The sequence below is a fragment of the Amycolatopsis japonica genome (genome assembly GCF_000732925.1).
Classification (GTDB): domain Bacteria; phylum Actinomycetota; class Actinomycetes; order Mycobacteriales; family Pseudonocardiaceae; genus Amycolatopsis; species Amycolatopsis japonica.
This window is the reverse complement of the sequence record NZ_CP008953.1, coordinates 7,896,478-7,918,991: the sequence shown is the minus strand read 5'-3', so window position 1 is coordinate 7,918,991 and position 22,514 is coordinate 7,896,478. Positions and strand designations below refer to the sequence as shown.

Annotated in this window: 20 protein-coding genes; 19 read left to right on the top strand and 1 reads right to left on the bottom strand. The window is 68.6% G+C overall.

Going from position 1 to position 22,514, the window contains the following annotated elements; all coding sequences use genetic code 11:
* Positions 1-81: 81 nt before the first annotated feature.
* Positions 82-912, bottom strand: coding sequence for an inositol monophosphatase family protein (locus tag AJAP_RS36590; RefSeq protein ID WP_038520080.1), 831 nt, complete (start codon positions 910-912; stop codon positions 82-84).
* Between the two features lie 111 nt (positions 913-1,023).
* On the opposite strand from AJAP_RS36590, the gene AJAP_RS36585 reads away from it, so the two are divergent.
* The 19 genes from AJAP_RS36585 (at position 1,024) to nuoN (ending at position 22,423) form a co-directional block, all read left to right on the top strand.
* Positions 1,024-2,142, top strand: a complete 1,119-nt coding sequence (locus AJAP_RS36585; protein WP_202965553.1) for a glycosyltransferase family 4 protein — start codon at positions 1,024-1,026, stop codon at positions 2,140-2,142.
* 4 nt (positions 2,143-2,146) lie between these two features.
* Positions 2,147-3,250: a glycosyltransferase family 4 protein gene (locus AJAP_RS36580; RefSeq protein ID WP_038520077.1), complete on the top strand. Its 1,104-nt coding sequence runs from the start codon at positions 2,147-2,149 to the stop codon at positions 3,248-3,250.
* Positions 3,251-3,329: 79 nt separating this feature from the next.
* Positions 3,330-4,100: an AfsR/SARP family transcriptional regulator gene (locus tag AJAP_RS36575; RefSeq protein ID WP_038520074.1), complete on the top strand. Its 771-nt coding sequence runs from the start codon at positions 3,330-3,332 to the stop codon at positions 4,098-4,100.
* A gap of 68 nt (positions 4,101-4,168) precedes the next feature.
* Complete coding sequence (locus AJAP_RS36570) at positions 4,169-4,873, top strand: class I SAM-dependent methyltransferase (RefSeq protein WP_038520072.1); 705 nt, start codon at positions 4,169-4,171, stop codon at positions 4,871-4,873.
* Positions 4,870-6,156: a geranylgeranyl reductase family protein gene (locus AJAP_RS36565; protein WP_038520070.1), complete on the top strand. Its 1,287-nt coding sequence runs from the start codon at positions 4,870-4,872 to the stop codon at positions 6,154-6,156. The genes AJAP_RS36570 and AJAP_RS36565 overlap by 4 nt, the downstream gene beginning before the upstream one ends.
* Before the next feature lie 507 nt (positions 6,157-6,663).
* A complete protein-coding gene (locus AJAP_RS36560) occupies positions 6,664-7,071 on the top strand; it encodes an NADH-quinone oxidoreductase subunit A (RefSeq protein ID WP_038524552.1) in 408 nt (135 codons plus the stop codon).
* Between the two features lie 6 nt (positions 7,072-7,077).
* On the top strand, positions 7,078-7,626 hold the full coding sequence (locus AJAP_RS36555; RefSeq protein WP_005151847.1) for a NuoB/complex I 20 kDa subunit family protein: 549 nt from the start codon (positions 7,078-7,080) through the stop codon (positions 7,624-7,626).
* Positions 7,627-7,631: 5 nt separating this feature from the next.
* Entirely contained in the window at positions 7,632-8,396 is a 765-nt protein-coding gene (locus AJAP_RS36550) for an NADH-quinone oxidoreductase subunit C (RefSeq protein ID WP_038524549.1), read from the top strand.
* Complete coding sequence (locus tag AJAP_RS36545) at positions 8,393-9,724, top strand: NADH-quinone oxidoreductase subunit D (RefSeq protein WP_037332934.1); 1,332 nt, start codon at positions 8,393-8,395, stop codon at positions 9,722-9,724. The genes AJAP_RS36550 and AJAP_RS36545 overlap by 4 nt, the downstream gene beginning before the upstream one ends.
* Positions 9,721-10,593: an NADH-quinone oxidoreductase subunit NuoE gene (gene nuoE / locus AJAP_RS36540; protein WP_038520068.1), complete on the top strand. Its 873-nt coding sequence runs from the start codon at positions 9,721-9,723 to the stop codon at positions 10,591-10,593. The genes AJAP_RS36545 and nuoE overlap by 4 nt, the downstream gene beginning before the upstream one ends.
* Positions 10,593-11,873, top strand: a complete 1,281-nt coding sequence (nuoF, locus tag AJAP_RS36535; protein WP_016330964.1) for an NADH-quinone oxidoreductase subunit NuoF — start codon at positions 10,593-10,595, stop codon at positions 11,871-11,873. Before nuoE ends, nuoF begins: the two co-directional genes overlap by 1 nt.
* Positions 11,870-14,389: an NADH-quinone oxidoreductase subunit G gene (locus AJAP_RS36530; protein WP_038520066.1), complete on the top strand. Its 2,520-nt coding sequence runs from the start codon at positions 11,870-11,872 to the stop codon at positions 14,387-14,389. Before nuoF ends, AJAP_RS36530 begins: the two co-directional genes overlap by 4 nt.
* Positions 14,386-15,723 carry an NADH-quinone oxidoreductase subunit NuoH gene (gene nuoH / locus AJAP_RS36525; RefSeq protein ID WP_038520064.1) on the top strand — a complete coding sequence of 446 codons (1,338 nt, stop codon included), beginning with the start codon at positions 14,386-14,388 and terminating at the stop codon, positions 15,721-15,723. Before AJAP_RS36530 ends, nuoH begins: the two co-directional genes overlap by 4 nt.
* On the top strand, positions 15,710-16,255 hold the full coding sequence (gene nuoI, locus AJAP_RS36520; RefSeq protein ID WP_038520061.1) for an NADH-quinone oxidoreductase subunit NuoI: 546 nt from the start codon (positions 15,710-15,712) through the stop codon (positions 16,253-16,255). Before nuoH ends, nuoI begins: the two co-directional genes overlap by 14 nt.
* On the top strand, positions 16,252-17,097 hold the full coding sequence (locus AJAP_RS36515; RefSeq protein WP_016330968.1) for an NADH-quinone oxidoreductase subunit J: 846 nt from the start codon (positions 16,252-16,254) through the stop codon (positions 17,095-17,097). The genes nuoI and AJAP_RS36515 overlap by 4 nt, the downstream gene beginning before the upstream one ends.
* Positions 17,094-17,393, top strand: coding sequence for an NADH-quinone oxidoreductase subunit NuoK (gene nuoK / locus AJAP_RS36510; RefSeq protein ID WP_005151882.1), 300 nt, complete (start codon positions 17,094-17,096; stop codon positions 17,391-17,393). The genes AJAP_RS36515 and nuoK overlap by 4 nt, the downstream gene beginning before the upstream one ends.
* 12 nt (positions 17,394-17,405) lie before the next feature.
* On the top strand, positions 17,406-19,304 hold the full coding sequence (nuoL, locus tag AJAP_RS36505; protein WP_038520058.1) for an NADH-quinone oxidoreductase subunit L: 1,899 nt from the start codon (positions 17,406-17,408) through the stop codon (positions 19,302-19,304).
* Complete coding sequence (locus tag AJAP_RS36500; protein ID WP_038520055.1) at positions 19,304-20,854, top strand: NADH-quinone oxidoreductase subunit M; 1,551 nt, start codon at positions 19,304-19,306, stop codon at positions 20,852-20,854. Before nuoL ends, AJAP_RS36500 begins: the two co-directional genes overlap by 1 nt.
* 3 nt (positions 20,855-20,857) lie before the next feature.
* Positions 20,858-22,423, top strand: coding sequence for an NADH-quinone oxidoreductase subunit NuoN (gene nuoN / locus AJAP_RS36495; RefSeq protein ID WP_038520052.1), 1,566 nt, complete (start codon positions 20,858-20,860; stop codon positions 22,421-22,423).
* Positions 22,424-22,514: the final 91 nt, after the last annotated feature.

Sequence of the window (22,514 nt, the reverse complement as noted above, 5' to 3'; positions counted from 1 at the left end):
CGTGATCAGACGGCGAACTCGCGTGATCAGACGGCGAACTCGCGTGATTAGAGGCGGAACTCGCGTGATTGGGGGCGGAACTCAGCCGACCGACTCCCGCCACCAGCCCAGGACCTCGTCCGCCACCCCGGGGGCAGCCACCAGGAGGGCGTCGACGGGTAGGGCGGTGTCCTCGCCGTGCCGGTCCAGCACCACGGCCCCGGCCTCGATGGCCAGCGCGACCGAGCCGGCGACGTCCCATTCGCGGTAGCTGTGCAGCACCGCCGCGGCCGCGTGCCCCAGGGCGACCTGCGCGATCGCCAGCGCCGCCGAGCCGAGCACCCGGACCCCGGCGTGCGCGGCGGCGGCCCGTTCGATGAACTGGCCCATCCCGGGCCAGACACCCTTGCGCGTGAGTTCCGTGCAGACGATCGCCCCGGCGGTCCCGCACCGATCGGTCAGCTTGATCGGTTTGCCGTTCGCCCGGGCGCCGCGGCCGCGCGCGGCGGCGTAGATCTGGGCGCGGTACGGATCCGCGACCACGCCCACCACCGGCCCCGAAGCGTCGATCAGGGCGAGGCTGTACGCGCACCAGGGCACCCCGGCGACGTAGTTCGCGGTGCCGTCGACCGGGTCGACCACCCAGCGGTATTCGGCGACGTCGGCACCGTGGTCGGCGCCGAATTCGCCGCCGACGACGGGGACGCCGGGGAACTCCGCGGTCAGCACGCGGCGGGTGTGGCGTTCGAGGATCCGGTCCGTGTCGGTCACCCAGTCGAAGGGCGAGTCCTTCGGATCGGGCTGGGCGCCCCGGCCGGCGGTCGCGGTGATCACGTCGGTCGCGTCGTTGGCCAGCCGCCCGGCCACTTCGAGGGCCCTCGACACCAGCCCGGGCTCGACGGGCTGAGGCGGCCTAGACGACAGGAGGGTCATGCCTGCCTAGTGTGGCCGAGCCTGGTTTACGGAACACGACCTTGAGATGACATGTCGTCTGTTCCGTTTTTGTTGGCGTGGCCGTCACAACCGGATGCGACAGTGATCCGCGTGCGAGTCGCGATAGTCACCGAAAGTTTCCTGCCCCAGGTGAACGGCGTGACCAACTCCGTGCTCCGCGTCGTGGAACACCTCCGCGACCGCGCGCACGACGTGCTGATCATCGCCCCGGGGCCGGGTCCCGTCGAGTATCTCGGCGCCCCGGTCGTGCGCATTCCCGCCCTCGACTTCCCCGGCGTGAACTCCCTCCCGGTCGGCGTGCCGACCAGGACGGTGCTCACCGCGCTGGCCGATTTCGGGCCCGACGTGGTGCATCTGGCGTCGCCGTTCGTGGTCGGCGCGCGAGGGCTCGCCGCGGCCAGGCGGCTGCGCGTGCCGTGTGTCGCGGTGTATCAGACCGACATCGCCGGATTCGCCGCCGCGTATGGCTTCGGCATCGCCGCGCGCGCCGCTTGGCGCTGGGTGCGCCGCCTGCACTCGCGGGCCGACCGCACGCTCGCGCCGTCGACGGATTCGGTGGAACAGCTGAAACTGCACGGGATCCCGCGGGTGCACCGCTGGGCGCGTGGCGTCGACATCGAGCGGTTCTCGCCGGTCCACGCCGATCCGGCGTTGCGCGCCGAACTGGCGCCGAACGGCGAACTGCTGGTCGGTTTCGTCGGCAGGCTCGCGCCCGAGAAGGAGGTCGAGCGGCTGACCGCGCTCGCCGGGATCGACGGGATCCGCGTGGTCGTCGTCGGTGACGGGCCGGAGCTGCCGATGCTGCGCGAACGCATTCCTGGCGCGGCGTTCCTCGGCGCTCGGTACGGCGAGGAGCTTTCCGCCGCATACGCGAGCCTCGACGTCTTCGTCCACACAGGACCGCACGAGACGTTCTGTCAGGCCATCCAAGAGGCGATGGCGTCCGGGCTCCCGGTGCTCGCCCCGGACGCGGGCGGTCCGAAGGATCTGGTCCTGCCCGGACGCACCGGTTATCTGCTGCCCGCCGACCGCGCCGGATTCGCGGCGGCGCTGGTGGACAAGGTGAACGACCTGCGCGACGAAGCACTCCGGGCCAGGCTGGGGGAGAAGGCGCGCAAGGTCGTACTCGGCCGGACCTGGCCCGCGGTCTGCCACGAACTGGTCGGCCACTACGAAGCCGTCCAAGGCAAAGTCGCTCGCGCGGCCTGATCAAATGCACATCGTCCAGCTGGCCAACTTCTACGGACCACGCTCGGGCGGGCTGCGGACGGCACTGCACCATCTCGGCGCCGGTTACGTGGCCAGCGGCCATCAGGTCACCCTCGTGGTGCCCGGGCAGCGCTACGCGGACGAGACACTGCCCTCGGGCGTACGCCGGTTTTCCCTTCCCGCGCCACAGATCCCCGGCACCGGCGGCTACCGCGCGGTCGATCCGCATCGCGTGCGCGCGGTGCTGAAACGCCTGGAGCCGGACAGGCTGGAAGTGTCCGACAGGCTCACCCTCCGAGGCATGGGTGTCTGGGCGCGGCGCAACGGCGTGCCCAGCATGGTGATCTCGCACGAACGCCTCGACCGGCTGCTGGAGCAGTTCCTGATGCCCGAACCCGTCGCGCGGCGCGTCGCGGACGTCGCGAACCGGCGGATGGCGCGGCATTACGACACGGTGGTCTGCACGACGGCGTTCGCCCGCGCGGAGTTCGACCGGATCGCCGCGCCGAACGTGCGGCGCGTCCCGCTCGGCGTCGACCTCGCGACCTTCGCCCCGGCCCGGCGCGACGACGGCTGGCGGCACACGCTGACCGGGAACGCCGACGCGCTGATCGTCCACTGTGGACGTCTGTCGCCGGAGAAGCACGTCGAGCGCAGCGTGGACACCGTCGCCGAGCTCACCGAGGCGGGGCACCGCGTACGGCTCGTCATCGCGGGTGACGGGCCCCGCCGCCGGGCGCTGGAACGACGGGCGCGTGGGCTTCCGGTGACCTTCCTCGGCTTCCTTTCCGGACGCGGCGACGTCGCGCGGCTGCTGGCCAGCGCCGACGTCTCCCTCGCGCCCGGTCCACACGAGACGTTCGGGCTGGCCGCACTGGAGGCGCTCGCTTCGGGCACGCCGGTGGTGGTCTCGGCGTCGTCGGCGCTGCGGGAGATCGTGCGGCCCGGCTGCGGCGAGGCCGTCGACGATCGCGCCCCCGCGTTCGCGGGTGCGGTCACCGGACTACTGGATAGCCCGGAGGACGCGCGGCGTGCGGCGGCGCGGGCTCGCGCGGAGGAATTCGCCTGGCCACGGGCGGTGCGGGGAATGCTCTCCGCGCACACTTGATCACCGCAAGATCATTTGTATCTTCTTTGTACAACCGGCATTCATCGTCCCCTCACGCCATCGAGCGAGAGGACGGCACGTGAGGTTCGAAGTACTGGGAACGTTCAGCATCTCTTCCGGTTCGGGGTCGGTCCCCCTGCACGGCCGGATGCGGAGAACGCTCCTCGGCGTGCTGCTGGTCCGGGCGAACACCTTCGTCCCGGTGAACGTGCTCACCGAGGCGCTGTGGGACAGCAAGTGGGAGCCGCGAGCGGTGCCGAAGCTGCACTGGCACGTCCACAAGCTGCGGCAGGCCCTGCCCGAGGGCGACCGGCTCGCCTTCGACAACGGCGGCTACCGGCTGGAGGTCCACCCCGGCGAACTCGACGTCGAGACCTTCGAGACTCTGGCAGGCCAGGCGCTGAAGACCGCGGACTCCGCGCAGCGCGCCTCGCTGATCCGGCAGGCCCTCACGCACTGGCACGGAGCGCCGTACGAGGGCTTGGACGTCCCCCTGCTCTCGGACGAGACGATGCGCCTCTCGGAGCACCGTTTGGTCCTGCTCGAAGAGCTCTACCAGGCGGAACTCGACCTCGGGCGGCACGCCAGCGCGGCCGTCGAGCTGGCCGATCTGGTGCGGCGGCACCCCTTGCGGCAGCGTGCCCAGCACCTCCTGATGGACGCTCTGTGGCGAGCCGGGCGCACGTCCGACGCGCTGGCGGCGTACCGGCGCGCGCGCCGGATCTCGGTCGATCAACTCGGCCTCGAACCGGGGCCGGAACTGCGGTTGCTGGAGCGGAGGATCCTCGCCGGCGAGGTCGCGGGGGCCGGTGCGCACCGTGCCCCGGCGTTGCTTCACCGGGCCAGGTGAACCTACGGGCTGTCGCTTTGCTCCCGCTTGGGTGACCTGTCTCAGGGGCTCGGGGTTAGTGTTCGGGTATGTCCCGAGCGAGTCTTGACAAGGATCCGCACGAAGTCGCCGCCATGTTCGACGACGTCGCGGACGGCTACGACCGCGCGAATTCGTTCATGACCTTCGGCTTCGACCGCCGCTGGCGCACCATCACCGGCCGGGTGCTGGACGCCAAACGCGGGGAGAAGGTGCTGGATCTCGCGGCGGGCACCGGCGTGTCCACCGTCGAGTACGCGCGCAACGGCGCGTGGTGCCTCGCGGCGGACTTCTCGGTCGGCATGCTCAAGGCGGGCAAGCATCGCGGGGTCCCGATGGTGGCCGCCGACGCGATGAAGCTGCCGTTCGCCGACGGCAGCTTCGACGCGGTGACCATCTCGCTCGCGCTGCGGAACTTCGTCGACACCAAGGCCGCGCTCACCGAGATCGCGCGGGTGGTCAAACCGGGCGGCCGCCTGGTGATCTGCGAGGTGTCGACGCCCACATTCCCGCCCATCCGGTTCCTGCACCGGAAGTTCATCGCGAAGCTGCTCACCTGGGTCGGCGCCCGGACCTCCTCGAACCCCGAGGCCTACTCCTACCTGGCCGAATCCATGCTGGCGTGGCCGGATCAGCGGACGCTGGGCGAGATCATCGCGAGCGCCGGGTGGACCGAGGTGGAGTGGCTGAACCTCACGTTCGGCGTCGTCGCCATCCACCGCGCCAAAAAGCCCTCCGTAAACTCGCGGCTATGACACGTCGCAACGCAGACCACGACGCCGAGGTCATCGTCGTCGGTGCCGGACCGGCCGGCTCCACCGCCGCCACGTACCTCGCCCGCGCGGGCGTCGACGTGCTGCTGCTGGAGAAGACCGAGTTCCCGCGCGAGAAGGTGTGCGGCGACGGCCTGACCCCGCGCGGCGTCAAGCAGCTCATCGACCTGGGGATCGACACCAGCGAGGACGCGGGCTGGGTGCACAGCCGCGGCCTGCGGATCCTCACCGGCGAGCTCACGCTGGAACTGGACTGGCCGGACCTGACGAGCTACCCGCCGTACGGCGTTTCGCGGACCCGCCAGGACTTCGACGACCTGCTCGCGAAGACCGCGGTGAAGGCGGGCGCGCGGCTCTACGAGCGCACCACCGTCACCGGTGCCATCACCAGCCCGGCCGGTCGCGTGATCGGCGTCGAGGCGAAGGTCGGCCCGGAGAAGACGCCGGTGAGCTACCGCGCTCCGCTGGTGCTGGCCTGCGACGGCGTCTCCGCGCGGCTCGCGCTGAGCGTCGGCATCCAGAAGAACGAGAAGCGCCCGATGGGCGTCGCGGTGCGGCAGTACTACAAGAGTCCGCGTCACGACGACCCGTTCATCGAGGGCCACCTGGAGCTGTGGGACCGCTCGGACCCGCGCGACCCGAAGCTGCTGCCCGGCTACGGCTGGGCGTTCCCGCTCGGCGACGGCACGGTGAACGTCGGCCTCGGCATGCTGTCGACGTCGGCCGCGTTCCGCAGCACCGACTACCGCGCGCTGCTGCGTCAGTGGCTCGACGGGACGCCCGAGGAATGGGGCTACCGCGAGGAGAACGCCATCGGCAAGGTCGGCGGCGCCGGTCTCCCGATGGGCTTCAACCGCACCCCGCACTACCGCGACGGCTTGTTGCTGCTCGGCGACGCCGGCGGCATGGTCAGCCCGTTCAACGGCGAGGGCATCTCGGCCGCGATGGAGTCCGCGCAGCTGGCGTCGGAGTTCGTCGTGCAGGCGCTGGCGCGGCGCGAAGGACCTTCGCGTGAGCGGGCGCTGGAGGGCTACCCGCGCGCCGTCGCGGAGCTGATGGGCGGCTACTACCGGCTCGGCAACGTGTTCGCGAAGCTGATCGGTAAGCCGAAGGTCATGCACGCGGCGACGAAGTACGGACTGCGGATCAACTCGATCCTTCCGTTGGTCTACAAGGGACTTTCGGGTTGCTACGACGCCAAGGGCGGGGACGGCGTCGACCGCCTGATCGCCGCCCTGGCGCGCGCCACACCCTCCCCGCGCTGACGCCCCGCATTTCGTCCTCTGACTGCGGTAGTTCGCCCTTCGAACCACCGCAGTCAGAGGACGAAATGCTGTGTGCCACGGCCCGCCACCACACGTCTGGACCAGTCACGGGTACTCCGCGCAGTGGTATCGGTCACAGGACAAATGTGGTCAAACAGCCCCCTGAAGCCGATCTTGAGAACGACGTCGCAGGTCACCGGTACCGCACGTGCGAAGAAACCGTACTGGCCGTGCGGCCAAGTTAGGGCAGCCTTATAGCACGGGGCCTAGGGACAAGAATGTGAGTCACGTCCTACACTCGCCCCATGCTTTGTGAATCGCTTCACATCCTCGACGGGAGGCTTGTGAACTATTTCACAAGCAAGGGGGCCGTCATGCACGGCCCGTAAGGGTTGCCTAACCCTCGGCGGTGTGACCCAGGTGACTTAGGGTGCCGACCGAGGGAAGCGGTGAACCCCGACTCGAAAACCGCAGCGGCGCGGAAAGGATGGCGAAAACCCCGTGCTGATGTTGCCCGTGCTGTCCCAGGCGAGCACCCCTTCGGTGCCGAACCTGGACATGTACCTCCCCCTGGTCCTCTTGTTCGTCCTCGCTCTCGGCTTCGCGGTGCTTTCGGTGCTGCTCGGCCCGCTCGTCGGCCCGAGCCGGGCCAACAAGGCGAAGCTCGCGGCCTACGAATGCGGTATCGAACCGTCGCCGCAGCCGGTCGTCGGCGGCGGCCGGATGCCGGTCGCGTACTACATCACCGCGATGCTGTTCATCCTGTTCGACATCGAGATGGTCTTCCTCTACCCGTTCGCGGTCTCCGCGGACGCGCTGGGCATGTTCGGCCTGGTGGAGATCGTGCTGTTCATCGCGACGGTCGGTTTCGCGTACGCCTACGTGTGGCGTCGCGGCGGCCTGGATTGGAACTAGAGAAGCATGGGCCTCGAAGAAAAACTCCCCAACGGCATCCTCCTGGCCAGCCTCGAAGGCCTGGTGAACTGGGCCCGCAAGAACTCCATGTGGCCCGCCACCTTCGGTCTCGCCTGCTGCGCGATCGAGATGATGACCGTCGGCGGTTCCCGCTACGACATCGCCCGCTTCGGCATGGAGCGCTTCAGCGCGACGCCGCGCCAGGCCGATCTGATGATCGTCGCCGGCCGCGTCACGCAGAAGATGGCGCCGGTGCTCCGCCAGATCTACGACCAGATGGCCGAGCCCAAGTGGGTGCTGGCGATGGGCGTCTGCGCCTCGTCCGGCGGCATGTTCAACAACTACGCCGTGGTGCAGGGCGTCGACCACATCGTCCCGGTCGACATGTACCTCCCCGGCTGCCCGCCGCGCCCCGAAATGCTGCTCGACGCGATTTTGAAGCTGCACGCCAAGATCCAGGACGAGCCGATCAACGCCCGCCGGGCCGCGATCCGCGCCGCCAGCGGTGAGCGCACCGAGCTGATCGCCTCCTCGATCAAGTACGCGAAGAAGTGAGCGACGTGCCCGAAGAAAACTCCCCCGAAACCCCGGAGACCGGCGGCGAGCAGTCCAGCGCCGACCGGCCCGAAGGCGGTCTCGAGCCGCAGGGAACCCGCCCGGCCGAGCCGGTCGTCACCGGTAAAGAGCGCCAGGGCATGTTCGGTGTCCGCGGCACCGGTGACACCTCCGGTTACGGCGGCGTCCGCCTCCCCGCGTACAGCCCGCCCCCGGCGGAGCGCCCGTACGGCGGCTGGTTCGACGAGTTCGCCGACGAGTTCTACGCGGCCTTGGCGGACAACAAGATCCCGGCGAACGCGATCCAGCAGACGACGGTCGACCGCGGCGAGATCACCTTCTACGTCTCCCGCGAGCACCTCGTCGAGATCGCCAAGGTCCTGCGCGACGACGCCGGTCTCCGCTTCGAACTGCTCAGCTCGGTGTCCGGTGTGGACTACGGCGTCGACGTCCCGCAGCGGCTGCACTCGGTCTACCACTTCACGTCGATGACCTACCGGCGCCGTATCCGGCTCGAGGTCACCCTCGACATCGAAGACCCGCACGTCCCGTCGCTGGTCGGGGTCTACCCGACGGCCGACTGGCAGGAGCGGGAGACCTGGGACATGTTCGGCATCGTCTACGACGGGCACCCGGCGCTGACCCGCATCCTCATGCCGGACGACTGGGACGGTCACCCCCAGCGCAAGGACTACCCGCTCGGCGGGATCCCGGTCGAATACAAGGGCGCGGAGATCCCGCCGCCGGACCAGCGGAGGTCGTACTCGTGAGCACCGAATTCCAAGAGGCGGAAGTTCCCGAAGCCGACTCCCGCGACACGACCGAAGGCCGCGTCTACACCGTTTCCGGCGGTGACTGGGAAGACCTCATCGAGGACTCCCGCCACGACGAGCGCATGGTCATCAACATGGGCCCGCAGCACCCGTCGACGCACGGCGTGCTCCGGCTCGTGCTGGAGATGGAGGGCGAGACCGTCACCCAGCTCCGCTCGGTCATCGGCTACCTGCACACCGGGATCGAGAAGAACTGCGAGTACCGCACGTGGACCCAGGGCGTCACCTTCGTGACGCGCATGGACTACCTCGCCCCGCTCTCGACCGAGATGGCGTACTGCCTCGGCGTCGAGAAGCTGCTCGGCATCCAGGCCCCGCGCCGCGCCGAGTTGCTGCGCGTGATGCTGCTGGAGATCAACCGCATCGGTTCGCACCTGGTCTACATCGCCACCGGCGGGATGGAACTCGGTGCCACCACGGCGATGACGCTCGGTTTCCGTGAGCGCGAAGAGGTCTTGCACCTGCTGGAGCACCTCACCGGTCTCCGGATGAACCACGCGTTCATCCGCCCCGGCGGTCTCGCGCAGGACATGCCCGCCGACTACCACGAGGTGGTCAGCGCGTTCGTCAAGACGATGGACGAGCGGCTTCCCTTGTACGACAAGCTCTTCACCGGTCAGCCGATCTGGCGCAACCGGCTCAAGGGCGTCGGGTACCTGCCGGTCGACGCGTGCCTCGCGCTCGGTGTCACCGGCCCGGTGCTGCGCAGCGCGGGTCTCCCGTGGGACATGCGCAAGACCGAGCCGTACTCCCGCTACGAGGAGTTCGAGTTCGACATCCCGACCTCCACCGAGGCGGACTGCTGGGCGCGCTACCTGCTGCGTGTCGAGGAGATGCACCAGAGCCTGCGGATCATCAAGCAGTGCCTCAAGAAGCTCGAGCCGGGTCCGGTCATGGTCGAGGACAAGAAGGTCGCCTGGCCGGCGCAGCTGTCGATCGGCAGCGACGGCATGGGCAACTCGCTCGAGCACGTCCGCAAGATCATGGGCCAGTCGATGGAATCGCTGATCCATCACTTCAAGCTGGTCACCGAGGGCTTCAAGGTCCCGCCGGGCCAGACCTACACCTCCGTGGAGTCGCCGCGCGGCGAACTCGGCGTGCACCTGGTCTCCGACGGCGGCACCAGGCCGCTGCGGGTCCACGTGCGCGAACCGAGCTTCGTGAACCTGCAGTCGATGCCCGCGATGGCCGAAGGCGGCCTCGTGGCGGACGTGATCGCCGCCATCGCCTCGATCGACCCCGTCATGGGGGGAGTGGACCGTTGAGCACCCAGCCCGAAACGACACCCACGCCCGAGCCCGGCACCAGCCTGGCCGAGCAGACCCACATCGCCGCCGGTGGCGACGTCGACGTGATCGCGATCGCGCCGGATCCCGCCGAGGCGGAAGGGATCCTGGAGAACGCGAAGCTCGAAGACATCTTCGACGCCGACACGTACGCCAAGGCCCAGAACCTGATCGCGCGGTACCCGCAGTCGCGGTCGGCGCTGCTGCCGATGCTGCACCTGGTGCAGTCGGTGCAGGGTTACGTGAGCCAGGAGGGCATCGCCTTCTGCGCGCAGAACCTGGACCTCTCCGACGCCGAGGTCAGCGCGGTCGCGACGTTCTACACCATGTACAAGCGCCGCCCGTGCGGCGAGCACCTGGTGAGCGTCTGCACCAACACCCTTTGCGCGGCCATGGGCGGCGACGCGATCTACAAGAAGCTCCAGACGCATCTCGGTTCCGACGAGAAGCCGTTGGGGCACAACGAGACCGCGGGCACGCCGAACGAGCCCGGCTCGATCACGCTGGAGCACGCCGAATGTCTCGCGGCCTGTGACCTCGCCCCGGTCATCCAGGTCAACTACGAGTACTTCGACAACCAGACCGAGGACAAGGCCGTCGCGCTGGTCGACGCGTTGCAGGCGGGCAAGAAGCCTGCCCCGACGCGCGGCGCGCCGCTGACGAACTTCAAGGGCGCCGAACTGCAGCTCGCCGGGTTCTTCCCGGAGGACGCGCAGCAGTACCGCACGGACGTCGACGGTCCTTCGCAGGCCGTCGAAACGCTGCGGGGCGCGCAGGTCGCGCAGGACCGCGGCTGGACGGCTCCCGCGATGAAGGACGTTCCGCTTCCGGAAGTGGAGAAGAAGTAATGGCCGATCCCATCACTCCGGTCCTCACGAAGCGCTGGCTTTCGCCCAACTCCTGGACGATCCAGTCCTACGAAGCCCTCGAGGGCTACACCGCGATCCGCAAGGCGCTCAAGGCCACTCCCGAGCAGATCGTCCAGCTGGTCAAGGACTCCGGCCTCCGCGGCCGTGGCGGCGCGGGCTTCCCCGCCGGCATCAAGTGGTCCTTCATGCCGCCGAACGAGGACAAGCCGCACTACCTCGTCATCAACGCCGACGAGGGCGAGCCGGGCACTTGCAAGGACATCCCGCTGATGATGGCGGACCCGCACTCGCTGATCGAGGGCTGCATCATCGCCTCGTACGCGATGCGTTCGCACCACTGCTTCATCTACGTCCGCGGCGAGGCTCTGCACTGCATCCGCCGCCTCAACGCGGCCGTGCGCGAGGCGTACGAAGCGGGCTACCTCGGCAAGAACATCCTCGACTCCGGATTCGACCTCGACATCACCGTGCACGCGGGCGCCGGGGCGTACATCTGCGGCGAGGAGACGGCGCTGCTGGACTCGCTCGAAGGCCGTCGCGGCCAGCCGAGGCTCAAGCCGCCGTTCCCGGCCGCCGCGGGCCTCTACGCCGCGCCGACCACGGTGAACAACGTCGAGACCATCGCCAGCGCGCCGTACATCGTCAACGGCGGTTCGAGCTGGTTCCGCGAGATGGGCCGCGAGAAGTCGCCCGGCCCGAAGATCTACTCGATCTCCGGCCACGTCGAGAAGCCCGGCCAGTACGAATGCCCGCTCGGCACCACGCTGCGCGAGCTGCTGGACATGGCGGGCGGCATGAAGGACGGCATCCCGCTGAAGTTCTGGACGCCGGGTGGTTCGTCCACGCCGATGTTCACCGCCGAGCACCTCGATGTTCCCCTGGACTTCGAAGGCGCGGCGGAAGCCGGGTCGATGCTGGGCACGACGGCCGTGCAGGTCTTCAACGAGACCGTTTCCGTGCCGTGGGCCGTGATGAAGTGGACGCAGTTCTACGAGCACGAGTCCTGCGGCAAGTGCACGCCGTGCCGTGAGGGCACGTACTGGCTGGCGCAGATCCTGGAGCGCATGGTCGAGGGCAAGGGCACCGAGGAGGACATCGACACCCTGCTCGACGTCTGCGACAACATCCTCGGCCGCTCGTTCTGCGCGCTCGGCGACGGCGCGGTCTCGCCGATCCAGAGCGGTATCAAGTACTTCCGGGATGAATTCCTGGCTTTGTGTCAAGCAAACAAGCGCGAATTGGTGGGGGCGCAGGCATGACGATCGCACCCGACAAGCCCGGGACGTCCACAGAGGACACTCCGGTCCCCGAGGGCCACGTCAAGCTGGTCATCGACGGTGAAGAGGTCATCGCGCCCAAGGGCGAGCTGCTGATCCGCACCGCCGAGCGGCTCGGCACGGTCATCCCGCGCTTCTGCGACCACCCGCTGCTCGACCCGGCGGGCGCCTGCCGCCAGTGCCTGGTCGAGGTCGAAATGGGCGGCCGCCCGATGCCGAAGCCGCAGGCCTCGTGCACCATGACGGTCGCCGACGGCATGGTCGTGAAGACCCAGCTGACCTCGGCCGTCGCGGACAAGGCCCAGCAGGGTGTGATGGAGCTGCTGCTCATCAACCACCCGCTGGACTGCCCGATCTGCGACAAGGGCGGCGAATGCCCGCTGCAGAACCAGGCGCTCGCGCACGGCCGCGCGGACTCCCGCTTCGTCGACACGAAGCGGACGTTCGCGAAGCCGCTGCCGATCTCCTCGCAGGTGCTGCTGGACCGGGAGCGCTGCGTGCTCTGCCAGCGCTGCACCCGGTTCTCCCGCGAGATCGCCGGCGACCCGTTCATCGAGCTCCTCGAACGCGGCGCCCACCAGCAGATCGGCACATCGGCGACCGCGGATGTGCTTACCCTGGCTTCCCGCACGTCTGTGTCTGATGCCGCCTCAGCGGGAGAACTTACTTCGGCGGGCGGCCAGCCGTTCCAGTCGTACTTCTCCGGCAACGTCATCCAGATCTGCCCGGTCGGCGCGCTGACGTCGGCCGCGTACCGGTTCCGTTCGCGGCCGTTCGACCTGGTGTCCTCGCCGAGCGTGTGCGAGCACTGCTCGTCCGGCTGCGCCGAGCGGACCGACTTCCGCCGCGGCAAGGTCATGCGGAAGCTCGCGGGCGACGACCCCGAGGTCAACGAAGAGTGGCTCTGCGACAAGGGCCGCTTCGCGTTCCGTTACTCGACCGCGGACGACCGCATCCGCCGTCCGCTGGTCCGCAACGCCGACGGCGTGCTCGAAGAGGCTTCCTGGACCGACGCGCTGCGCGCGGCCGCCGAAGGGCTGGCCAAGGCACGCGACGGCAAGGGCGCCGCGGTGCTGACCGGTGGCAGGTTGACCGTCGAGGACGCCTACGCGTACTCGAAGTTCGCGCGGATCGCCTTGGGCACCAACGACATCGACTTCCGCGCCCGCCCGCATTCGGCCGAGGAGCTGGGCTTCCTCGCGTCGCACGTGGTCGGCACGACGCCGGAAAGCGGAGTCACCTTCGGCGAGATCGAGCGGGCGCGCACGGTGCTGTGCGTCGCGTTCGAGCCGGAGGACGAAGCGCCGATCGTGTTCCTGCGGCTGCGCAAGGCGGCCCGCAAGAACCGCACGCGCGTCGTCCACTTGGGACAGTGGACCACCTCGTCGGTCCGCAAGACCTTCGGCGAACTGCTGGCCTGCGCGCCGGGTGCCGAGGCCGCCGCGATCGACGGCATCGCGCAGCACGCGCAGGACGTCGACCAGGCACTGGCTTCGGAAGGAGCCGTGATCCTCGTCGGCGAACGTGCCGCCGAGGTCCCGGGTCTCTTCTCGGCCCTGCACCGGCTGGTGGAGCGCACCGGTGCCCGGCTCGCGTGGATCCCGCGTCGTGCGGGTGAACGCGGTGCCCTGGCGGCGGGCGCGGCGCCGACGTTGCTGCCCGGTGGCCGCTCGGTCGCCGACGCCGAGGCTCGCGCCGAGGTCGAAAAGGCTTGGGGCGTCACGCTTTCCGCCACGGAGGGCCGTGACACCACCGCCATCCTCAAGGCCGCTTCGGGTCAGGACATCGACGGCCTGCTGATCGGCGGCGTCGACCCGGACGACCTGCCGGATCCGGATCTGGCCCGTCGCGCGCTCGAGAACGCGAAGTTCGTGGTGAGCCTGGAACTGCGGCACAGCGGGATCACCGAGCACGCGGACGTCGTCCTCCCGATCGCCCCGGCGGTCGAGAAGGCGGGCAGCTACCTGAACTGGGAAGGCCGCCGCCGCGAGTTCGCCGTCACCCTCGAAGGCACCGGCGCCCTGCCGGACTGCCGGGTGCTCGACACCCTCGCCGTCGAGATGGACGCGGACCTGTTCACCCAGACCCCGGCCGCTTCCGCCGCCGATCTGGCCAAGCTGCCTGCTAGGAAAGGCTCCTTCCTTGCAGAATTTGCCAGTAAAGGACCTTTCATTGCACGCGCCGAGCCCAAGAACGGCCAGGTCCTCCTCGCCACCTGGCGCCAGCTGATCGACAACGGTTCGCTGCAGGACGGCGAGCCGCACCTCAAGGGCACGCAGCGCGAGGTCGTCGCCAAGCTCTCGGCGAAGACCGCCGAAGGCCTGGGCGGCAGCGTCAAGGTCTCCACCGAACGCGGTTCCATCACGTTGCCGATCGAGGTCGCCGACCTGCCGGACGGCGTCGTATGGCTCCCGGGCAACTCCGACGGCTCGGCCGTCCGCGCTTCCCTGAGCGCGGGTCACGGTTCGGCCGTCACCCTCACCGGAGGTGAGAAGTGACTCCGTTGCTCAGCCAGATGCCGGACGCCGCCGAGCGGGCGGCGCTGCTGGCGGACGACCCGTTGTGGCTGGTCCTGCTCAAGACGGTCGTCATCCTGCTGATCGGCCCGATCCTGACGATCTTCCTGATCGTCTGGGAGCGCAAGGCCGTCGGCCGGATGCAGAACCGTCCCGGCCCCAACCGGGTCGGGCCCGGCGGCTACCTGCAGTCCCTCGCGGACGCGATCAAGCTGCCGTTCAAGGAACAGATCATCCCGGACACCGCCGACCGCAAGGTGTACTTCCTCGCGCCGGTGATCTCCGCGGTGCCGGCGCTGATCGCGCTGGCGGCGATCCCGTTCGGCCCGGTCGTCTCGATCTTCGGTGAGCGGACCGTGCTCCAGCTGGTCGACCTGCCGGTCGGTGTGCTGGTGATCCTGGCCTGCTCCTCGATCGGTGTGTACGGCCTGGTGCTGGCCGGCTGGTCGTCCGGCTCGCCGTACCCGCTGCTCGGCGGTCTGCGCAGCGCGGCTCAGGTGATCTCCTACGAGATCGCGATGGGTCTCTCCATCGTCGGCGTCATCCTCTACGCGGGTTCGATGTCGACGTCGGCGATCGTCGAGTCGCAGCAGAGCGGCTGGTACTTCTACCTGCTGCTGCCGAGTTTCGTGATCTACCTGATCTCCATGGTCGGTGAGACCAACCGCGCGCCGTTCGACCTCCCCGAGGCCGAATCCGAGCTGGTCGGCGGTTTCCACACCGAGTACAGCTCGATGAAGTTCGCGATGTTCTTCCTCGCCGAGTACGTCAACATGGTGATCGTCTCGGCGTTCGCGACCACGTTGTTCCTCGGCGGCTGGAAGTTCCCCTTCGTCGGCGCGGACCACGCGCTGAACCAGGGCTGGCTCCCGCTGATCTGGTTCGCCGCGAAGCTGTTCATCCTGCTGTTCGGCTTCATCTGGCTGCGTGGCACGCTGCCGCGGCTGCGGTACGACCAGTTCATGCGGCTGGGCTGGAAGGTCCTGGTGCCGGTCAACCTGGTCTGGATCGTCGTGATCGTCACGGTCCGCGCGATCAAGAACTCGGGTGGCCTGTCGACCCCGCAGATCCTCATCGGCGGCGGCGCGCTCATCCTCGTCGTCGTCATCCTGAGCCTGCTGCTGCCGGACAAGAAGGTCCCGGACGACGACTACGTCCCGGTGACCGGTGGCGGATTCCCCGTGCCGCCGCTCGACCTGCAGGTCCCGGAGAAGACCCCGCGTCAGAAGGCCCTCGCGAAGGCCGAAGCCCGGGCTGCCAAGCGCAAGCCCGCGGCGGTTTCCAGTGGAAGGGAGGCCGGCGATGGGGATGTTTGATCCCATCAAGGGTTTCGGTGTCACCTTCGGCATGATGTTCAAGAAGGTCGCCACCGAGGAGTACCCGGAGGCGGGTGCCCCCGCGGCTCCGCGGTATCACGGCAGGCATCAGCTCAACCGGCATCCGGACGGGCTGGAGAAATGCGTCGGCTGCGAGCTGTGCGCGTGGGCCTGCCCGGCGGACGCGATCTTCGTCGAAGGCGGCGACAACACCGAAGAGGCGCGGTACTCGCCCGGTGAGCGGTACGGCGCCGACTACCAGATCAACTACCTGCGCTGCATCGGCTGCGGGTTGTGCGTCGAGGCCTGCCCGACCCGGTCCCTGACGATGATCAACTTCTACGAGCTGGCCGACGACGACCGGCAGCGGTTGATCTACACCAAGGAAGACCTTCTCGCGCCGCTGTTGCCCGGTATGGAGCAGCCGCCGCACCCGATGCGGCTGGGCGACAACGAGCAGGACTACTACGTCAACGGCCCCGAACTCGCGCGCAAGCCCACCGGGGCCACCGAAGCGGAGGCCGTCAAGTGATCACGGCTTTCCTCGCGCAGACGGACGTTTCGGCCGGGATCACCACCGGCGAGACCATCGCGTTCTGGGTGCTCGGCCCGCTCGCGCTGCTCGGCGGGCTCGGCATGATCTTCTCCCGCAACGCCGTGCACTCGGCGCTGTGGCTGGTCCTCACGATGCTGTGCCTCGGCGCGCTGTACATGATCCAGCAGGCGCCGTTCCTCGGCTTCACGCAGATCATCGTCTACACCGGCGCGATCATGATGCTGTTCCTGTTCGTGCTGATGCTGGTCGGCCGGGAGAGTTCCGACTCGGTCGTCGAAGTGCTGCGCGGGCAGCGGGTCATGGCGACCCTGCTCGGCATCGGCGTCGGCGGCCTGCTCGCCGCGGGTCTCGCCCGCGCGCTGGCCAACGTCACCCCGGCGCTGCCGCGTGACCCGGCGAACCTCGACGGCGGCGGCCCCGGCGGGCTGGGACGGCTGATCTTCACCAAGTACCTGTTCCCGTTCGAGCTCACCTCGGCGCTGCTGATCACCGCCGCGCTCGGCGCGATGGTGCTCGCGTTCACCGACCGGCACGCCAAGGGCGGCAAGAAGAACCAGAAGGAACTCGTCGTCGACCGGTTCACCGGCAAGCACGACCGGCCTTCGCCGCTGCCCGGCCCGGGTGTGTTCGCCACGGCCAACTCGGTCGCCACCCCGGCGCTGCTGCCCGACGGCTCGATCGCCAGGGAGTCGCTCTCGGAGATCATCGAGTCGACTTCGGCCGCACAGCTGGAAACCGAGCGGAAGCAGGTCGCCGGGACCGACGAAGGCCCCGACGCTCACGCTCTGGTCGGCAAGTCTGAAGGGGAGAAGGAATGACCCCGACGTACTACCTGCTCCTGTCCGCGCTGCTGTTCGCCATCGGCGCGGTCGGGGTGCTGGTGCGCCGCAACGCGATCGTCGTGTTCATGTGCATCGAGCTGATGCTGAACGCGGCGAACCTGTCCCTGGTCACGTTCGCCCGGATCAACGGGTCGCTGGACGGCCAGGTGATGGCGTTCTTCGTGATGGTCGTCGCCGCCGCCGAGGTCGTGGTGGGGCTCGCGATCATCATGGCGATCTTCCGCACCCGGCGCTCGGCCTCGGTCGACGACACCAACCTGCTGAAGTACTAGGGAGCACCGAGAGTGACCGCATCATCGTGGCTGCTGGTGGCCTTTCCCGCCCTCGGCGCCCTGATTCTTCTGCTGGCCGGTAAACGCGCCCGTCCCTGGGGACACCTCCTCGGCAGCGCGACCGTCTCACTGTCCTTTGTGTACGGCCTGATCCTGTTCTTCACGGCCGACACGAAGGCCACCGCGGACGTCAAGCTGTTCTCGTGGATCCCGGTTTCGGCGCTGCAGGTCGACTTCGGGCTGCGGATCGACGCGCTGTCGCTGACGTTCGTGCTGCTGATCACCGGCGTCGGCATGCTGATCCACTTCTACTCGATCGGCTACATGTCCGAGGACCGCGATCGGTCGAGGTTCTTCGCGTACCTCAACCTGTTCGTCGCCTCGATGCTGATCCTGGTGCTGGGCAACAGCTTCGTGACGCTGTACCTCGGCTGGGAGGGCGTGGGTCTCGCGTCGTACCTGCTCATCGGCTGGTACCAGGACCGCCCGTCCGCGGCCACCGCGGCGAAGAAGGCGTTCCTGATGAACCGCGTCGGTGACGTCGGGCTCGCGCTGGCGATCTTCCTGATGTTCAAGTACGTCGGGAGCACCGGGTACGCCGAGGTCTTCGGCGCCGTCGGCCAGATCCCGACCGGTGCGGTCACCGCGATCGCGATCCTCCTGCTGCTGGGCGCCTGCGGTAAGTCCGGCCAGTTCCCGCTGCAGGCCTGGCTTCCCGACGCGATGGAGGGCCCGACCCCGGTCTCGGCCCTCATCCACGCGGCGACGATGGTCACCGCCGGCGTCTATCTGGTCGCCCGCGCGCACGAGATCTTCAACGCCACCGCGGACGGCCGCCTGATCGTCACCCTCGTCGGCACGGTCACGCTGCTGATCGGGTGCATCATCGGTTGCGCCTACGACGACATCAAGAAGGTCCTGGCGTACTCCACGGTCAGCCAGATCGGGTACATGATGCTCGCCGTCGGCCTCGGGCCGATCGCCTACGCGCTCGGCATCATGCACCTGGTCGCGCACGGTTTCTTCAAGGCAGGGCTGTTCCTCGGGGCCGGTTCGGTCATGCACGCCATGAACGACGAGGTCGACATGCGGAAGTTCGGCGGGCTGCGCAAGCATCTGCCGGTCACCTTCTGGACCTTCGCCCTCGGCTACCTGGCGCTGATCGGCATCCCGCCGCTCTCGGGCTTCTTCACCAAGGACGCGATCATCGAAGCGGCGCTGTCGCAGGGCGGCTGGCGCGGCTGGGTGATGGGCGGCGCGGCACTGCTCGGCGCCGGGCTCACCGCGTTCTACATGACCCGCCTGATGGTGATGACCTTCTTCGGCAAGGAACGCTGGAAGGAGATCAAGAGCAGCGACGGCCGCGACTTCCACCCGCACGAATCGCCCGCGGTGATGAAGTGGCCGATGATCATCCTGGCGATCGGCTCGGTCGGCGCCGGTGCTTTCTTCGCCCTCGGAGACCGGTTCGCCGAATGGCTTTCGCCGGTGGTCGGCCCACTCGAGGAGGGTGGCCACAGTGTCATCCCGCACGCGCTGGTCCCGATCCTCACCGTGGCGCTGTCGGTGCTCGGCGCGGCGGCGGCGTGGCTCTTCGTCGGCCGTAAGGACGTTCCGGTGGAACGCCCCGAGCGGGTCTCGGCCGTGGTCAAGGCCGCGCGCAACGACCTCTACGGCAACACCCTGAACGAGACGCTGGTCGCCCGCCCGGGCACCTGGCTCGCCAGGGCGCTGGTCTACGTGGACAACCGCGGCGTCGACGGCGCGGTCAACGGCATCGCCGCCGCGCTCGGCGGCGGATCCGGGCGCCTGCGCCGCCTGCAGACCGGCTTCGTCCGCTCGTACGCACTGTCCATGCTGGGCGGCACATTCCTGCTTCTGGCGGCACTCCTGCTGGTGAGGTTCTCCTGATGACCTGGGTACTCGCAACCATCCTGCTGCCGCTGGTCGGCGCCGCGGTCGTCGCGGGGATGAAGAAGAACGACAGGCTGGCGACGCTCACCGCGCTCGTGGTGTCGCTCCTGACGTTCCTGCTGGTGATCCCGATGTGGGCGAGCTACGCGCCTTCGGGGGACCGCATCCAGCAGAAGTCCTCGATGGACTGGATCCCGAACTTCGGCATCCACATCTCGTTCGGCATCGACGGCATCGCGCTGGTGATGATCGCGGTCATCGGCCTGCTGGTGCCGATCGTGGTTGGCGCGCTGGGCCTGACCGACAAGCTCCCGGCCGGGCGCTCGGCGGGCGGGTTCCTGTCGCTGATCCTGGTGCAGGAGGCGCTGACCATCGCGGTGTTCGCCGCGACCGACGTCTTCCTGTTCTACGTGCTGTTCGAGATCATGCTGATCCCGATGTACTTCCTGATCGGCGGCTACGGCGGCGCGAACCGGCAGTACGCGGCGGTCAAGTTCTTCCTGTACTCGTTCCTCGGCGGCCTGATCATGCTGGCCTCGGCGATCGGGGCGTACTCGCTGGCGTCGGACAAACTCGGCAAGGGCAGCTTCGACTGGGAAACCCTCGTCACGGTCGTCCGCGACGCCCCGCTGGGCACGCAGATCTGGCTGTTCCTCGGGTTCTTCCTCGCGTTCGCGATCAAGGCCCCGCTGGTGCCGTTCCACACCTGGCTGCCGGACGCCGCGGGCCAGGCGCCGATCGGCGTCGCGGTCCTGCTGGTCGGCGTGCTGGACAAGGTCGGCACGTTCGGGTTCCTGCGCTACTGCCTCCCGATGTTCCCCGACGCCAGCAAGGAACTCGCGCCATGGGTGCTGGTGCTCGCCGTCGCCGGTGTCCTTTATGGATCGATCCTCGCGGCCGGGCAACGCGACATGAAGCGCTTCATCGCGTACGTGTCGATCGCCCACTTCGGCTTCATCGCACTGGGCATCTTCACCTTCAACGAGCAGGCGATGGTCGGCTCGGTGTCGTACATGCTGAACCACAGCCTCGCCACCGGCATGCTGATCGTGGTCGTCGGCCTGATCGTGATGCGCGGCGGATCCACCAGGATCTCCGACTACGGCGGCATGGCGAAGGTGACCCCGCTCCTCGGCGGCATGCTGCTCATCGCCGGTCTGTCCACTTTGTCCCTGCCCGGCACGAACTCCTTCATCAGTGAGTTCCTGGTGCTGCTGGGGTCCTTTGTGGACTACCCGGTGTACACGATCATCGCGACGGTCGGCATGGTGCTGGCCGCGGCTTACGTGCTCTGGCTCTACCAGCGCGTCATGCAGGGCCCCGTCCGCGGTGACGCCCTGATCGGCGCCGGTGGCGGCCCTGGCACGGCCATGGCTCCGGAACTCGGTGCCACCAAAGCCATCAAGGACCTCGGCGGCCGGGAGATCGCGATCCTGGCGCCGATGGTCGTGCTGATCATCGCGCTCGGGTTCTATCCCAAGCCGGTGCTCGACACGATCACCCCGTCGGTGCAGGCGACTCTGTCGTCCGTGCAGGGAGGCAAGTAAACCGTGCTCTTCTTGACTCAGGCGCCACCGGTGCAGGTGCCGTCGATCGACTACTTCGCCGTCACGCCGATCCTGATCATCCTCGGGGCCGCGTGTGTCAGCGTGCTGCTCGAAGCCTTCTTGCCCAAGCACATGCGGTGGCCGTCGCAGGTCTTCCTGTCCCTGGTCGGGATCGGGGCGGCGGGCGTCTTCCTCGCCTGGTACGCCAGCACTTCCGCGCCGAAGGGCGGCGTCACGACCTTCAGCGGCGCCATCGCCGTCGATCGGCCGTCGCTGTTCCTGTGGGGCACGCTGCTGGCGCTCGCGCTGGGTGCGCTGCTGCTGATCGCCGACCGCTCGGTCGAGCCGGGTGGCGCGTTCGTCGCGCAGGCCGGTATCCGTCCCGGCACGGTCCAGGACCGCGCGCAGGTCGGCACCACCGGCATGCAGACCGAGGTCTTCCCGCTGACGCTGTTCGCGCTCGGCGGCATGATGGCGTTCGTCGCGGCCAACGACCTGCTCACCATGTTCATCGCGCTCGAAGTGCTGAGCCTGCCGCTGTACCTCATGTGCGGTCTGGCCCGTCGTCGTCGCCTGCTCTCGCAGGAGTCGGCGGTCAAGTACTTCCTGCTCGGCGCGTTCTCGTCGGCGTTCTTCCTCTACGGGCTCGCGCTGCTCTACGGCTACGCGAACTCCGTGAAGCTGTCGGACATCGCCAACGCCGCCGCCGGTTCGGACCGGTCGGACACGCTGCTGTTCGCCGGGCTCGGGCTGCTCGCGGTCGGCCTGCTGTTCAAGGGTTCGGTCGGTCCGTTCCACACCTGGACCCCGGACGTCTACCAGGGCGCGCCGACGCCGGTCACCGCGTTCATGGGTGCCTGCACCAAGGTCGCCGCGTTCGGCGGGATCCTGCGGGTGTTCCAGGTGGCGTTCGAGTCGACCAGCTGGGAATGGCGCGGCGTGCTCTGGGCCGTCGCGATCATCTCGATGCTGATCGGCGCGGTGCTGGGCCTGACGCAGACCGACGTGAAACGCATGATCGCCTACTCGTCCATCGCGCACGCCGGCTTCCTGCTCGTCGGTGCCATCGCGATGACCGAGGAAGGCCTGTCGAGCACGCTGTTCTACCTGCTGGCTTACGGCTTCACCACGCTCGCCGCGTTCGGTGTCGTCTCGCTGGTGCGGGACGCGAACGGCGAGGCGACGCACCTGTCCGCCTGGGCAGGCCTGGCGAAGCGGTCTCCGGTACTGGCGGGTGTGTTCACCTTCCTGCTGCTGGCGTTGGCCGGTATCCCGCTGACCAGTGGCTTCGTCGGCAAGTTCGTGGTGTTCTCGGCGGCCCTGTCCGACGGGATGGCGCCGCTGGTCGTCGTCGCCCTGATCTTCAGCGCCGTCGCCGCGTTCTTCTACCTGCGGGTGATCGTGCTGATGTACTTCTCCGAGCCGGCGCCCGACGGCCCGACCGTCACCGTGCCCGGCGCGTTCACCACCACGGCGATCACGCTCGGCGTCATCGTCACGCTGGTGCTGGGGTTGCTCCCGGCTTTCGCCCTCGACTGGGCGGGCTCCGGCGGGTTCGCCCTCAAGTAGTCCCGGTTCGCGGAAGGCCCCCTCGCTGTCGTGAGGGGGCTTTTTCGTGTCAGGGCGACGTCAGAGCGGTGTCAGGCCGGACCTCGATAGT